A 16806-nucleotide genomic window follows, 5' to 3' on the forward strand; every position below is an offset into this window, starting at 1 on the left:
AATGGAGGGGCTTCGAGCATCGAAGACAGCACGGGAGTCCGAGCGCAGGCGTGATCGGGTCCGCAGCAACTAAGGGTTGCGGTCCACTGACACATGCGAAACATCCCATTCGCCATGCTCCCCACAGGCCTCGAAAATTAGAGCATCCATGGGCGACTGTCTGTCATGGGAAGCCGGGACAAGTCGCCTCAGGAGCGCGCCCGGCCGGGGTATTGCGAAGGGAAGGAAGAGAAAGGCAACGGCCCGACCGATGCGCGATCGAACGGGCCGTTGCCTGGGCCTCAGATACGGCGTTTGCGATTGAGCGTCGGAATCTTCGTCCGCGGGACCTCCCGCGGTTGCACGCGGCTCACCGAAGCGGCCACCTGGGATAGCGTCGGCTGGCCGAACAACACCCGGACATCGGCCTCCAGGTTTGCCTGGCGCATCCGTTCGATCAGGCTCACCGCCAACAGCGAATGGCCGCCAAGTTCGAAGAAGTGATCATGACGCCCCACTCGCTCGACCTTGAGCAGGTCGACCCAGAGCGCCGCCAGTTGGGTCTCGACTTCACCCACCGGGGCTTCATAGTCGCGCGAGGCGTAGGCGCTGCTGTCCGGTACCGGCAGGGCCTTGCGATCGAGCTTGCCGTTGGGGGTCAGCGGCAAGGCGTCGAGTGGCATATAGGCTGCCGGCAGCATGTAGTCCGGCAGCAGTCCTTGCAGGTAAGCGCGCAGAGTACCGCTGTCCGGCAACACAGCGCTGTTGTCCGGAGTGAAATACGCCACCAGGCGGGTTTCGCCGGGTACATCCTCGCGGGCCATCACCACCGCCTCCCGCACCTCGGGGTGCTTGGCCAGGCGGGCTTCGATCTCTCCCAGTTCGATACGGAAGCCGCGGATTTTTACCTGGTCGTCGTTGCGGCCCAGGTATTCGATATTACCGTCCTCCAGATAACGACCGAGGTCGCCGGTGCGGTACATGCGGGCCGAGGCATCCGGGCTGAACGGGTCCTTGAGGAAGCGTTCGGCGGTCAGGTCATCGCGGTTCAGGTAGCCTCGGGCCACGCCGGCGCCGCCGATGTAGATTTCACCCGGGACGCCCAGTGGGACGGGTTGTTGTTGCTCGTCCAGCAGGTAGAACTGGGTGTTGCCCACCGGTTTGCCGATGTGAAGGGCGAAACCCGCCTCGCGGTCCATCGCTACCCAGCTGGAGTAGGTGGTGGTTTCCGAAGGGCCGTAGAGGTTGCACAGGCGTTGGACAGCAGTTTTCTCGAACAGGCTTTCCACCAGGCTGCGCTTGAGGGCTTCGCCAGCGACGTTGACCGTGTGCACTGATTTCGGCAGGCCGTCGACTTCCAGCAGGGCCTTGAGGGCCGAGGGGACGGTGTTGATCAGGCCGATATCGTGCTCGCCGTGTTGCAACTCCAGGACGTTTTTCACCACCTCGATGCTGCCGCCGGAGGTCAAGGGCGCGAAGCACTCGTAGACCGCCAGGTCGAAGTTCAGCGAAGTCGAGAACAACGTCTTGCCCAAGGCCGACCCCGCCACCGCTCCTACAGGAGGGGTGGCGCCTGTATTGAAAGCGGCATGGGCCCAGGTCAGGAAGTTCACCGTGTTGCGGTGTTCGATCATCACGCCCTTGGGCAAGCCGGTCGAACCCGAGGTGTAGATCAAGTACGCCAGGTGCGCCGAGGTCAGCCCCGGCACCTCTGGATTCCGGACGGATTCGTCCTGCCAAGTGCCTCGGTCGAGGTTGATCACGGGTACCGAAACGCCCGCCAACAGGTCCTGGGTCGCGGTCTGTGCGAGAACAGCCGCCGGAGCACTGTCCTGCAACATATAGGCAATCCGCTCCACCGGATAAGCCGGATCCAGCGGTACATAACCGCCGCCCGCCTTGAGGATCGCCAGCAAGCCGACGACCATCTCGGTACCACGCTCAACACAGATCCCTACCCGCGAATCCGGTTGCACACCCTGCTTACGCAAGGCATGGGCCAATCGGTTGGCCTGCTCATTGAGCTCGCGATAACTCAGGCGCTGCCCGCCATGCACTACCGCCAAGGCATCCGGGGTACGCTCAACCTGCGCTTCGAACAGCCCATGAATAGTCTGCTCTTGCGGGTACTCCAGCGCCGTAGCGTTGAACCCGAACAACAACTGCTCGCGCTCTACCGCCGGCAGCATCGACAGTCGCCCCAACGGTACGTCGCTATCCTGCTCCAGCGCCCCCACCAAACTCGCCAACGCGGCCTGCATATACCCACAGATCCGCCGCGCATCGATACCGCCAGTCGCCTGCACCGTCAGGCGCAAGCCGACACCGTCATCGTCCACCGAAAGCATCAGCGGATAATTGGTGCGCTCGCCACCGCCCAGGCTCTCGATCCCCTGCCAGGCATCCAGTGCCTGCTGGCTGACCTCAGCGGCCGCATGCCGGTAGTTGAGCAAGGCGCTGAACAATGGCGTTGGCGCCGGCACCCCGCTGCAGCGCTGGGCCAGCGCCAGGGACGCATGCTCATGACCGAGCAGCGCCGTCAGCCGGCCATGGGCAGCCTTGAGCGCGCTCCGGGTGCCCAGTTCGCCGAGGTCCAACCGCAGCGGCAAGGTATTGATAAACATCCCCAACGCCCGGTCGGCACCTTCGCCACCCTGCATCCGCCCCAGCAACACCGTACCAAACACCACCGTCTCTCGTCGGCACAAGCGCCCCAGCACCAGGCCCCAGGCCAGGTGCACCAGGCTTGCCGCACTGACACCCGACTGCCGGGCCCGCCCCCGCAGACGCCGGGACAGGCCAAGGTCCAGCGCCAACTGAACTTCGGCGACATCCCGCCCCTCATCACGCACCTCCTGCTGATCGAACGGCAGGGTCGGCTCGTCGATATCACCGAGCATCTCGCGGAAGAAAGCTTCATGTTCCTGCTGGCTGACCCCCAGGCGCGCCTGGGCCACATAGTTGCGATATGGCGCCGCCGGCGCCAGCGGCAGGGCCTGCCCACGCAGGCAGGCCTGCATTTCCTGTTGCACCACGGCCATGGTGGTGTGGTCAATGGCGATATGATGGAACAGCAGGATACCCACCCAGCGCCGGTTGAGCACATCTTCGCTGACGGCCAGGTGCAGCAGTGGCGCCTGCTGCAGATTCAAACGGTAGTGCGCCGGATCGAAACGTTGCAGCAGTTGCGCCAGCGGCTCGCCATCCCGCGGATCGAGTCCGAGTGTCTCGACCTCCAGCCGGGCCTGGCGCCAGACCACTTGCAGCGGTGTCTCCAACCCTTCCCAGACAATCGATGTGCGCAGGACATCGTGACGGTCGATTACGCGTTGCAACGCCTGGATGAAATCCTCCAGGCGACCGCGGCTATCGAAACCGAACTGCGATTGCAGCACATAAGGATCACCTTCGCCGGCCGACAGGTGATGGAACAGGATACCCTCCTGCAAGGGGGCCAACGGGTAGATATCCTGCACATTCGCCGCACCGCCCGGCACGCTCGCCAGCACCCGGTCGATCTGCGCCTGGGTCAGGCTGACCAGTGGCAACAGCTCCGGGGTGATGTGCGCGCAGCCCGGCGCGATCAGGTTGGCCGGCACCACGATCTCCGTGCTGACGCCCACCGCCGCCGCCAACGCCGCCAGGGTCGGCTGGCCGAACAACACCCGGACATCGGCGCTCAGACCGGCCTGGCGCATCCGTTCGATCAGTGTCACCGCCAGCAGCGAGTGGCCGCCCAGTTCGAAGAAGTGATCATTTCGTCCTACGCGCTCGACCTTGAGCAGGTCGGCCCACAACTGTGCCAGCACGCTTTCGGTTTTACCTTGCGGCGCTTCGTATGCACGGCTGACCAGTGCCGCACCGTCCGGCGCCGGCAGCGCCTTGCGGTCGACTTTGCGGTTGGGCGTCAAGGGCAAGGCATCGAGCTGCACGTAGGCCGTCGGGATCATGTACTCCGGCAGCGCCCCTTGCAGATGATCGCGCAGGCTTTCGATTTCCAGCGGCGTTTCGGGTTGTTGTGCCGTGAAATAGGCCACCAGGCGTTTTTCGCCCGGGTGGTCTTCCCGTGCCAGGACCACGCTGTCCTTGACCCCGGGACAAGCGGCCAGACGGGCTTCGATTTCGCCCAGTTCGATCCGGAAACCACGGATCTTCACCTGGTCGTCGTTGCGGCCCAGGTACTCCAGCGTGCCGTCCGGCAGATAGCGACCGAGGTCGCCGGTGCGGTACATGCGCCCGCTATGGAACGGATCGTCGAGGAAGCGCTCGGCGCTCAGGTCCGGGCGGTTCAGGTAGCCACGGGCCACTTGCACACCACTGATATACAGCTCACCGGCCACGCCCAGCGGCACCGGCTGATGGTTGGCGTCGAGCAGATAGATCCGCGTATTGGCCATCGGCTTGCCGATCGGCACGATGACCGATTCGCCCTGTCCATCGACGCGCTCGACACAGGCCCAGATGGTGGCCTCCGTGGGGCCGTAGAGGTTCCACAGTTCCCGGCCACGCGACAGCAGCTCACGCGCCAGGCTGCGAGGCAGCGCCTCGCCACCGCAGAGGATGCGCAGCTCCCGATTGCCGGTCCAACCACTGCTCACCAGCATGTGCCAGGTGGCCGGGGTCGCCTGCATCAGCGTGATCCGCTGCTCGTCGAGCAGGCGCTGCAATTGCATGCCATCCATGGCCGCCTCGCGGGAGGCCAGGACCACACAGGCGCCGTTGACCAAGGGCAAATACAGCTCCAGCGCGGCGATGTCGAAGCAAATCGTGGTGACGGCCAGCAAGCGATCCTGCGCCGAAAGCCCCGGTTCCCGGCCCATGGACAGGAGGAAGTTGCTCAAGCCCCGATGCGCTACCTGCACCCCCTTCGGCTGCCCGGTGGAACCCGATGTGTAAATCACATAGGCCAGATGTTCAGGGCGCATCCCAACCCGCGGCGGATTGACCTCGGGCTGCGCCAGGAACCCCGCGCGCCCGGCCTGCTCGGGATCGAGCAACAGCACCGGCACGGCACCTGCCGGAAGTACCGGGAGCAAGGCTTCCTGGGTGAGGATTACCGTCGGGGCACAGCTCTCCAGCATATAGGCCAGACGATCAAGCGGATAGTACGGGTCCAGCGGCACATAGGCCGCACCGGCCTTGAGAACCCCCAACAGCCCCGCCACCATTTCCAGGCCGCGTTCGACACAGATCGCCACCCGATCATCCGGGCCGACCCCCAACTCGATCAGGCGGTGGGCGATACGATTGGCCTGCCGATTAAGCGCGTCATAGGTCAGGCTGCCCTGCTCGCTCACCAGCGCGAGCGCATCGCCACACAGGGCAACCCGGGCCTCGAACAGACCCGGCAGGGTCAGTTCCCCCGGGTAGTCGACCGCAGTGGCATTGAAATCCTCCAGCAACAGCCGACGTTCATCGTCCGGCAGCACCGACAGGTCCCGCAACGGCGCTTCGCCCGATTGCTCCAGCGCATCGACCAGACTGTGCAAGGCCTGATGCATATAGGCACAGATCCGTCCGGCCTCGATCGGCGCAACGGTCTGGGCGGCCAACAGGAAGTCCTCACCCAGGTCGTCGACATTGAGGGTCAGCGGATAGTTGGTGCGTTCCTCCCCCCCCAGGGACTGCATGCCGTGCCAGGCCGTCAGCCCCTCGTCGGTCATGGCGATACTGCTGTGGCGATAGTTGAGCAAGGCGCTGAACAACGGCAGCGGCGCGCTCACGCCGCTGCAACGCTGGGCCAGGGCCAGGGAAGCATGTTCATGTCCGAGCAGCGCGGTCAGTTCGTCGTGGGTGGTCTTGACCCCTTCCCGTGCACTCCGAGCGCCAAGGACCACCCGCAACGGCAGGGTGTTGATAAACATCCCCAAGGCCCGATCGGCGCCTTCGCCGCCCTGCATCCGGCCCATCAGCACCGTGCCGAACACCACATCGTCGCGGCCCGCGGCCCGACCCAGCACCAGGGCCCAAGCCAGATGCACCAGGCTGGCGGCACTCACCCCGGCCCGGCGGGCCTGCGCCCGCAAGCGGCGACTGAGGCCCACGCCCACGGCCAGGTGGGCTTCGTCGATGTCCTGGCCATCACCTTGTACCTGCTGCAGGCCGAACGGCAGGGTCGGCTCGTCGACATCGCCAAGCCGTTCACGGAAAAACCGCTCGTGCTCTTCATGGCTCACACCCAGGCGGGCCTGGGCGACATAGTTGCGATACGGCACCGCCGCACCCAATTGTGCCTGCCGCCCCAGCAGATAGGCCTGCATCTCGTGCTGCACCACGTCCATCGCGGTGTGGTCCATCGCCAGGTGGTGGAACAGCAACAGTGCCAGCCAGCGCTGGTTTGGCGCATCCCAGGCCTGGATCAACCGCAGCATCGGTGCCTGGCGAATATCCAGGCGATGGTGCCGGGCATCGAAACGCTGATGCAGTTGGCTCGCCACATCGCCGGCCAGTGGGTCCGGCTCGAGGCTTTCGCGTACCAGCCGTGCCTGGCGCCAGACCACTTGCACGGGTTCGTCGAGACCTTCCCAGACCAGCGCGGTACGCAGGATGTCATGCCGCTGGATCACGAACTGCAAAGCCTTGGCGAAATCGTCCAGGCGCTCCTGACTGTCAAAGCCGAATTGCGCTTGTAGCAGGTAGGGGTCGCCGTGCTCCGCGCTGAGGTGGTGGTAGAGGATGCCCGCCTGCAACGGCGCCAGGGCATAGATGTCCTGGACGTTGGCGACACCGCCCGGGACCGTGGCGACGATCCGCTCGATGGCGGCCTGGTCGAGGTCCGCCAGCGGCAACATTCGCGGGGTTATGCGCGCGCAATCGAGGCCGATATCATTGGCCGGCACCTGGATCTCGCGGCCACTGCCCACCTCCGCGGCCAGCGCGGCCAGAGTCGGCTGGCTGAACAGCACCCGCACATCGGCGCTCAGTCCTACCTGGCGCATGCGTTCGATCAGCGTCACCGCCAGCAGCGAATGACCACCCAGTTCGAAGAAGTGATCATGCCGCCCGACCCGTCCGACCTTGAGCACGTCCGCCCAGATCGACGCCAGCTGGGTTTCCACTTCGCCTTGCGGCGCTTCGTAGCCACGGCTGATCAGCGCGTGCTCGTCCGGCGCCGGCAGGGCCTTGCGGTCCAGCTTGCCGTTGGCCGTCAGCGGCAGGCGCTCGAGGTGCACATAGGCCGTGGGCACCATGTATTCCGGCAACAGATCTTGCAGGTAGCCGTGCAGCGCCGCGACCGGGGTCGGTTCGCCCGTCGAGGCGATATAGGCCACCAGGCGTTTGTCTCCGGGGATATCCTCGCGGCACAACACCGCCGCCTCCCTGACCTCGGGATGCTCAGCCAGGCGCGCTTCGATCTCGCCCAGTTCGACCCGGAAGCCACGGATCTTCACCTGGGCGTCATTGCGCCCCAGGTATTCCAGGTTGCCGTCGGCGCGCCAGCGCACCAGGTCGCCGGTGCGGTACAGGCGTGCCCGCGGGTCGCTGTCGAACGGATCGGCAACGAATTTCTCCCGGGTCAGGTCCTCCCGGTTCAGGTACCCCTTGGCCACGCCCTGGCCGCCGATATACAACTCGCCGACCACTCCCAGCGGTACCAGTTGGCCCTGGGTATCAAGTACATAGACCTGGCTGTTGCCAACCGGCCGGCCGATGGGAATGGCAGCATCGCCAGCCGAAGTGATCTCGTAGGTCGTGGAAAAGGTCGTGGCCTCGGTCGGGCCATAGCCGTTAAGCAAATGTTCGGGCGTGCCGTCTTCCAGTACCCGGGCGATCACCGCCCGGTCCAGCACATCGCCGCCGACGATCAGGTAGCGCAGGCGCGAAAAGGCCTCGCCCAAGCCGCAAGCGTACTGATGGAACAGCCCGGCGGTCATCCACAGTACCGTCACCGACTGCGCCAGCAGCAAGGCACGGAAATCCTCCAGGCTCAGCAACACCGCCTGCTCGACCACCACCACGCAGCCGCCATTGAGCAGCGGCGCCCAGACGTCGAGGGTACTGGCATCGAACGCCGGGTTGGAGGCGAAGGCCACCCGGTCCTGGGCATTGAAGTCGGCATAGCCGTTGTTCAGCACCAGGCGGCTGATCGCTCGATGTGGCACCAGCACGCCCTTGGGGGTGCCGGTGGAACCCGAGGTGTACATGATGTAGGCCACGCTTTCGCTGGACTGCGCACCCTCCAGGTCAGCGCCGTCCAGGCGTGTCAGGTCCAGGCGGTCGAGGTCCACGCGCGGCACGCTGGCGGCAAGAGGCACCTGGCTTTCGCTCAACAGGACGCGAGCCTGGCTGTCCTCGATCATGAAGCCCTGGCGCTCGACCGGCGCGTTGATGTCCAGCGGAACATAGACCGCCGCGCACTTGAGTACCGCCAACTGGCTGACCAGCAGCCCATGGCCGCGCGCCAGCAGGATCGCCACGCTGTCGCCCGGTTGCACGCCGAGGCCACGCAGATGCCGGGCCAGGCGATTGGCCCGGGTGTTGAGCTCGGCATAGGTCAGGGACACGCCATCGTGTATCGCCGCGCACGCCTCGGGGCGGGCGCGGACCTGGGCCTCGAACAGGCCGTGCACGGTCTGTGTGCGTGGGTAATCGCGGGAGCTGGCGTTGAACGCCACCAGCAATTGTTCGCGCTCGGCCGCCGGCAGCACCGGCAGATCGCGCAGCGCCGAATCCGGTGAGCTTTCCAGGGCCTCGAGCAGATGGCTCAAGACTGTCTGCATATACCCGCAGATCCGCTGTGCGCCGATACCGGCGACGGCCTGCACATCCAGCTTGAAGCCATCGCCGAGGTCGTCGACGTTCAACGTCAGCGGATAGTTGGTGCGCTCTTCGCCACCGAGGGTCTCGATCCCCCGCCAAGCCTGCGCGGCCTGTTCGGAAACATTGCCAACGGCGCTGTGCCGGTAGTTGAGCAAGGCGCTGAACAGTGGCGTCGGCGCGGCCACCCCGCTGCAACGCTGGGCCAGCGCCAGCGGCGCGTGTTCGTGACCGAGCAAGGCGCTCAGCCGCGCATGGGTCGCCTTGACTCCGGCCCGCACACCCTGCTCAGCGACGGCAACCCGCAGCGGCAAGGTATTGATAAACATCCCCAACGCCCGGTCGGCACCCTCGCCGCCCTGCATCCGGCCCATCAACACGGTGCCGAACACCACATCCTGCTTCCCCGAAACCTGGCCCAGCACCCGGGCCCAGGCCAGGTGATACAGGCTGGCGGCGCTCACCCCCAATTGCCGGGCCTGGGCCCGCAGGCGCCGCCCCAGTTGGCGGTCCAGCACCAGGCTGTCTTGCTCGACATCGTGACCATCGCCCTGCACATCCTGCAAGCCGAACGGCAAGGTCGGCTCCTCCACCTTGCCGAGCATGTCGCGGAAAAAGACTTCGTGATCGGCCTGGCTGACACCCAGGCGTGCCTGGGCCACATAGTTGCGATACGGCACCGGACTGCCCAACCGCGTGGCCTGCCCCAACAGGTGCGCCTGCATCTCATCGCGCACCACCTCCAGGGCGGTATGGTCCAGGGCCATGTGATGGAACAGCAGCATCGCGCTGATCCGCTGGTTGCACGGATCTTCGGCATAAACCAGGCGCATCAGCGGTGCCTGGCCGATGTCCAGACGATAGTGACGGGGATCGAAACGGCTATGCAGTTGCGTACCGATATCACCGGCCGCCGGGTCGAGTTCGAGCGCTTCAAGATGCAACCGCGCCTGACGCCAGACCACTTGCACGGGCGAATCGAGGCCTTCCCAGACCACCCCGGTACGCAGGATGTCATGGCGATCGATGACCATCTGCAGGGCCTGGACAAAGGACTCCAGGCGCTCGCGGTTATCGAAGGCGAACTGGGTCTGCAACACATAGGGGTCGCCGGCCCGGGCCGCCAGGTGGTGATAGAGAATCCCTTCCTGCAACGGCGCCAGCGGGTAGATATCCTGCACGTTCGCCGCACCACCGGGCACATTCGCGACAATCTGCTCGATAGCCGCCTGGCTGAGGTTGACCAGCGGCAGCATGTCCGGGGTGATGTACTCGCAACCGGATGGGATGGCGTTGGCCGGGACCACGATTTCACGGCCACCGCCCACCGCGGCGGCCAGCGCGGCCAGGGTCGGCTGACTGAACAACACACGCACATCGGCACTCAGACCGACCTGGCGCATGCGCCCGATCAGGCTGACCGCCAGCAACGAATGGCCGCCCAGTTCGAAGAAGTGATCATGACGCCCCACTCGCTCGACCTTGAGCAACTCGGCCCAGATTTGCGCCAGGGTGGTTTCGGTTTCGCCTTGCGGGGCCTCGTAGCCACGGCTGATGACTGCTTCGAGGTCCGGGGCCGGCAGGGCCTTGCGGTCGAGTTTGCCGTTCGGAGTCAGCGGTAGCGCGTCGAGCCGCATGTAGGCCACCGGGACCATGTAGGCCGGCAGTTGCCCCAGTAACCAGCCGCGCAGGCTGTCGATAGCCGGCGCGGCTTCCGTGGATTGGACGGTGTAATAGGCCACCAGGCGTTTGTCGCCCGGGATGTCTTCGCGGACCGTGACCACGGCTTCGTGGATGGCCGGGTGTTTGGCCAGGCGGGCGTCGATTTCGCCGAGTTCGATACGGAAGCCGCGGATTTTTACCTGGTCGTCGTTGCGGCCCAGGTATTCGATATTGCCGTCCGCCAGGTAGCGACCAAGGTCGCCAGTGCGGTACATGCGGGCCGAGGTGTCCGGGCTGAACGGGTCCTTGAGGAAGCGTTCGGCGGTCAGGTCATCGCGGTTCAGGTAGCCTCGGGCCACGCCGGCACCGCCGATGTAGATTTCACCCGGGACGCCCAGTGGGACGGGTTGTTGTTGCTCGTCCAGCAGGTAGAACTGGGTGTTGCCCACCGGTTTACCGATGTGAGGGGCGAAACCCTCCTCGCGATCCATCGCCACCCAGCTGGAGTAGGTGGTGGTTTCCGAGGGACCGTAGAGGTTGCACAGGCGTTGGACACTGGTCTGTTCGAACAGGGTTTCCACCAAGCTGCGCTTGAGGGCTTCGCCAGCGACGTTGACCGTGTGCACCGATTTCGGCAGGCCGTCGACTTCCAACAGGGCCTTGAGGGCCGAGGGGACGGTGTTGATCAGGCCGATATCGTGCTCGCCGTGTTGCAGTTCCAGGACGTTTTTCACTACCTCGATGCTGCCGCCGGAGGTCAAGGGCGCGAAGCACTCGTAGACCGCCAGGTCGAAGTTCAGCGAAGTCGAGAACAACGTCTTGCTCAAGGCCGACCCCGATCCCTGTAGGAGCCAGCTTGCTGGCGATGAGGCCCGCGAGTCTTGCATCGCCTGGTCGGCCGTCATCGCCGGCAAGCCGGATCCCAGATCCGCGTTAGCGTTGAGGCCATTGAAAGCAGCATGGGCCCAGGTCAGGAAGTTCACCGTGTTGCGGTGTTCGATCATCACGCCCTTGGGCAAACCAGTCGACCCCGAGGTGTAGATCAGGTACGCCAGGTGCGCCGAGGTCAGCCCCGGCACCTCTGGATTCCGGACGGATTCGTCCTGCCAGGTGCCCTGGTCAAGATTGATCACCGGTACCGAAACACCCGCCAACAGGTCCTGGGTCGCGGTCTGTGCGAGAACTGCCGCCGGAGCACTGTCCTGCAACATATAGGCAATCCGCTCCACCGGATAAGCCGGATCCAACGGTACATAACCGCCGCCCGCCTTGAGGATCGCCAGCAAGCCGACGACCATCTCGGTACCACGCTCAACACAGATCCCTACCCGCGAATCCGGCAACACACCCTGCTTGCGCAAGGCATGCGCCAGGCGGTTGGCCTGCTCGTTGAGTTCCCGATAACTCAGGCGCTGCCCACCATGCACTACCGCCAAAGCATCCGGGGTACGCTCAACCTGCGCTTCGAACAGCCCATGAATGGTCTGCGCCCGCGGATACTCCAGTGCCGTAGCGTTGAACCCCACCAGCAACTGCTCGCGCTCATCGACGGGCAGGATCGACAGACTGCTCAGCGGCGCCTCTGGATCCTGCTCCAGCGCTTGCAGCAGATGCTCCAGCGCCGCCTCCATATAGCCACAAACCCGCATGGCCCCGATCTCGGCGCTGACTTGCACATTCAGGCTGAAGCCATCGCCCAGGTCATCGACGTTCAAGGTCAAGGGGTAGTTGGTCCGTTCCTCCGCCCCCAGGGTCTCGATACCCTGCCAGGCCTGCGCAGCCTGTTCGGAAACACTGACGACAGCGCTGTGCCGGTAGTTGAGCAAGGCGCTGAACAGTGGCGTCGGCGCGGCCACCCCGCTGCAACGCTGGGCCAAGGCCAGGGACGCGTGTTCGTGACCGAGCAAGGCGGTCAGCCGCGCATGGGTCGCCTTGACTCCGGCGCGCACACCCTGCTCGCCCACGGCAACCCGCAGCGGCAAGGTATTGATAAACATCCCCAACGCCCGATCGGCGCCCTCGCCGCCTTGCATCCGGCCCATCAACACGGTGCCGAACACCACATCCTGCTTCCCCGAAACCTGGCCCAGTACCCGGGCCCAGGCCAGGTGATGCAGGCTGGCGGCGCTTACCCCCAATTGCCGTGCCCGAGCCCGCAGGCGCAGGCTCAAGGCCGACGGCAAGGTCCGGGTGGCTTCTTCGATGATGTGACCGTCGCCCTGCACATCCTGCAAACCGAACGGCAGCGTCGGCTCGTCGATATCGCCAAGCATCTCGCGGAAGAACGCCTCCTGTTCTTCCCGATGCGACCCCAGCCGCGCCTGGGCCACATAGTTGCGGTATGGTACCGGACGCCCCAACTGCGCGGCCTGCCCCAGCAGGTGCGCCTGGATTTCGTCGCGCACCACCTCCAGGGCGGTATGGTCCAGGGCCATATGGTGGAAGCGCAGCATCGCCACCCAGCGCCGTTCGGCTTCGTCCTCGGCAAACACCAGTTGCATCAGCGGTGCCCGGCTCACGTCCAGGCGCGAGTGATGGGTATCGAAGCGCGCCTTGAGCTGGCTCGCCACGTCACCGGCGCGGGGGTCCAGCGACAGGGCTTCGCAATGCAGCCGGGCCTGGCGCCAAACCACCTGGACCGGCTCGTCCAGGCCTTGCCAGAGCACCGCGCTGCGCAGGATGTCATGGCGCTCGATCACCTGTTGCAGTGCCTGGGCAAAAGCGTCCAGGCGCTGGCGGTCCGGCACCGTGAACAGGGCATGCAGCACGTAGGGGTCACCTGTCGCGGACGCCAGATGGTGATAGAGAATCCCTTCCTGCAACGGCGCCAACGGGTAGATATCCTGCACGTTCGCCGCACCACCGGGCACATTCGCGACAATCTGCTCGATAGCCGCCTGGTCGAGGTTGACCAGCGGCAGCATATCCGGGGTGATGTACTCGCAGCCAGATGGAATGGCGTTGGCCGGGACCACGATTTCACGGCCACTGCCCACGGCGGCGGCCAGCGCGGCCAGGGTCGGCTGGCTGAACAGCACGCGTACATCGGCACTCAGACCGACCTGGCGCATGCGCCCGATCAGGCTGACCGCCAGCAACGAATGGCCGCCCAGTTCGAAGAAGTGATCATGACGACCCACTCGCTCGACCTTGAGCAACTCGGCCCAGATTTGCGCCAGGGTGGTTTCGGTTTCGCCTTGCGGGGCTTCGTAGCCGCGGCTGATGACTGCTTCCAGATCCGGGGCCGGCAGGGCCTTGCGGTCGAGTTTGCCGTTCGGGGTCAGCGGTAGCGCGTCGAGCTGCACGTAGATGGCCGGGACCATGTACTCCGGCAGTTGTTCTTGCAGATGGCGACGCAGGCTGTCGATATCGACCGAGGTGTGCTCGGCGGCCAGGGTGTAATAGGCCACCAGGCGTTTGTCGCCCGGGATGTCTTCGCGGGCTGTAACCACGGCTTCGTGGATGGCCGGGTGTTTGGCCAGGCGGGCATCAATCTCGCCGAGTTCGATACGGAAGCCGCGGATTTTTACCTGGTCGTCGTTGCGACCCAGGTATTCGATATTGCCGTCCTCCAGATAACGACCGAGGTCGCCGGTGCGGTACATGCGGGCCGAGGTATCTGGACTGAACGGGTCCTTGAGGAAGCGTTCAGCGGTCAGGTCATCGCGGTTCAGGTAGCCTCGGGCCACGCCCGCGCCGCCGATGTAGATTTCACCCGGGACGCCCAGTGGGACGGGTTGTTGTTGCTCGTCCAGCAGGTAGAACTGGGTGTTGCCCACCGGTTTGCCGATGTGAGGGGAGAAGCCCGCTTCACGATCCATCGCCACCCAGCTGGAGTAGGTGGTGGTTTCCGAAGGGCCGTAGAGGTTGCACAGGCGTTGGACGCTGGTCTGTTCGAACAGGCTTTCCACCAGGCTGCGCTTGAGGGCTTCACCGGCGACGTTGACCGTGTGCACCGATTTCGGCAGGCCGTCGACTTCCAACAGGGCCTTGAGGGCCGAGGGGACGGTGTTGATCAGGCCGATATCGTGCTCGCCGTGTTGCAGTTCCAGGACGTTTTTCACCACCTCGATGCTGCCGCCGGAGGTCAAGGGCGCGAAGCATTCGTAGACCGCCAGGTCGAAGTTCAGCGAAGTCGAGAACAACGTCTTGCTCAAGGCCGAATTAGATTGCCTGTGATCCAGCAGCCCCGCATTATCGTGGAGACCGTTGAAAGCAGCATGGGCCCAGGTCAGGAAGTTCACCGTGTTGCGGTGTTCGATCATCACGCCCTTGGGCAAACCAGTCGACCCCGAGGTGTAGATCAAGTACGCCAGGTGCGCCGAGGTCAGCCCCAGTACCTGCGGATTCTGGACGGATTCGTCCTGCCAAGTGCCTTGGTCGAGGTTGATCACGGGTACCGAAACGCCCGCCAACAGGTCCTGGGTCGCGGTCTGTGCGAGAACGGCCGCCGGAGCACTGTCCTGCAACATATAGGTAATCCGCTCCACCGGATAAGCCGGATCCAGCGGTACATAACCGCCACCCGCCTTGAGGATCGCCAGCAAGCCGACGACCATCTCGGTACCACGCTCAACACAGATCCCTACCCGCGAATCCGGCAACACACCCTGCTTGCGCAAGGCATGCGCCAGGCGGTTGGCCTGCTCATTGAGCTCGCGATAACTCAGGCGCTGCCCGCCATGGACCACCGCCAAGGCATCCGGGGTGCGCTCAACCTGCGCCTCGAACAAGCCATGAATGGTCTGCTCTTGCGGATATTCCAGCGCCGTAGCGTTGAACCCCACCAGCAACTGCTCGCGCTCATCGGCGGGCAGGATCGACAGGCTGTCGAGTGCCGAGGTCGGCGCCGACTCCAGGGCCTCGACCAACTGCTCCAAGGCCGTCTGCATATACCCGCAGACCCGCTGTGCGCCAATACCGGCGACAGCCTGCACATTCAGGCTGAAACCCTCACCCAGGTCATCCAGGGACAGAATCAGTGGATAGTTGGTGCGCTCTTCACCACCAAGCCCCTCAATACCTTCCCACAACTGCCCCGCATCGCCGCTCACCGCCGACGCCGCACTGTGCCGATAGTTGAGCAAGGCGCTGAACAACGGTGTCGGCGCGGCCACCCCGCTGCAACGCTGGGCCAGGGCCAGCGGCGCATGTTCGTGGCCGAGCAGCGCGGTCAAGCGCGCATGGGTCGCCTTGACCCCGGCCCGCACATCCTGCTCGCCCACGGCAACCCGCAACGGCAAGGTGTTGATAAACATGCCCAACGCCCGTTGGCCGCCTTGACTGCCCTGCATCCGCCCCAGCAGCACGGTACCGAACACCACATCGTCGTGGCCGCACAGGCGCCCGAGCACCAGGGCCCAGGCCAGATGATGCAGGCTCGCCGCGCTCACCCCTTGTTGCCGGGCCTGGGCACGCAAGCGCAGGCTCAGATCGGCGGGCAGCGCCCGAGTCGCCTCTTCGACACCATGGCCATCACCACGGACATCCTGCAGGCCGAACGGCAAGGTCGGCTCGTCGACATCGCCGAGCATGTCACGGAAGAACTGTTCGTGTTCAGCCTGGCTCACGCCCAGACGCGCCTGGGCCACATAGTTGCGGTAAGGCACCGGCGCGCCCAGCGCCTGGGCCTGGTCGTTAAGATGTGCATGGATTTCCTGCTGCACCACTTCCAGGGCCGCGTGGTCAATGGCGATATGATGGAACAGCAGCATCGCCAGCCAACGCCGGTTGACCGCATCATGAGCAAAGGCCAGGCGCAGCAAGGGCGCCTGGCTGATGTCGAGCCGGTAGTGTCGAGGGTCGAAACGTTGTTGCAGTTGCTCGGTGGCCGGGCCGGCGGCAGGGTCGATGTCGATTTCCTCGACCACCAGCCGGGCCTGGCGCCAGACCACTTGCACCGGTTCGTCGAGGCCTTCCCAGACCACGCCGGTACGCAGGATGTCATGGCGGTCGATCACCTGCTGCAAGGCGTGGGTAAACGCCTCGAAGCGGGCGCGGCTGGCAATCGCGAACTGCGCCTGCAGAACGTAAGGGTCGCCACGTTCGCTGGAGACGTGGTGATAAAGAATGCCTTCCTGCAACGGCGCCAGCGGGTAGATATCCTGCACATTACCGACCCCGCCGGGCACCGTGGCGACAATGCGCTCGATAGCCGCCTGGTCGAGCTTGACCAGGGGCAGCATGTCCGGGGTGATACGCACGCAGCCGGCGGGGATCGCCTGGGCGGGAATCTCCACCTGACCGGCCTTGCCGGCGCGATACCCGCCGGCGTTGATCAGTTCGATCAATGCCGGTTTATGCTCGCGCAACATCGCCAGCACGGCGGGCTCGGTAAGGGACTGGCGCTTGCCGCTGACGACCAGTTGGTCGCCCTTGACGGAAAGTTGCACATCCTTTTCTTTCAGT

General features: G+C 64.9%; 1 protein-coding gene. It reads right to left on the reverse strand.

From position 1 onward, the window contains the following. Positions 1 to 281: 281 nt before the first annotated feature. The gene (locus PFEN_RS19885) at positions 282 to 16790 is read right to left on the reverse strand and encodes a non-ribosomal peptide synthetase (RefSeq protein ID WP_224771017.1); all 16509 of its coding nucleotides are present in this window, start codon (positions 16788 to 16790) and stop codon (positions 282 to 284) included. Between the last annotated feature and the right edge of the window lie 16 nt (positions 16791 to 16806).

The organism is Pseudomonas sp. FEN (assembly GCF_904067045.1).
Lineage (GTDB): Bacteria > Pseudomonadota > Gammaproteobacteria > Pseudomonadales > Pseudomonadaceae > Aquipseudomonas.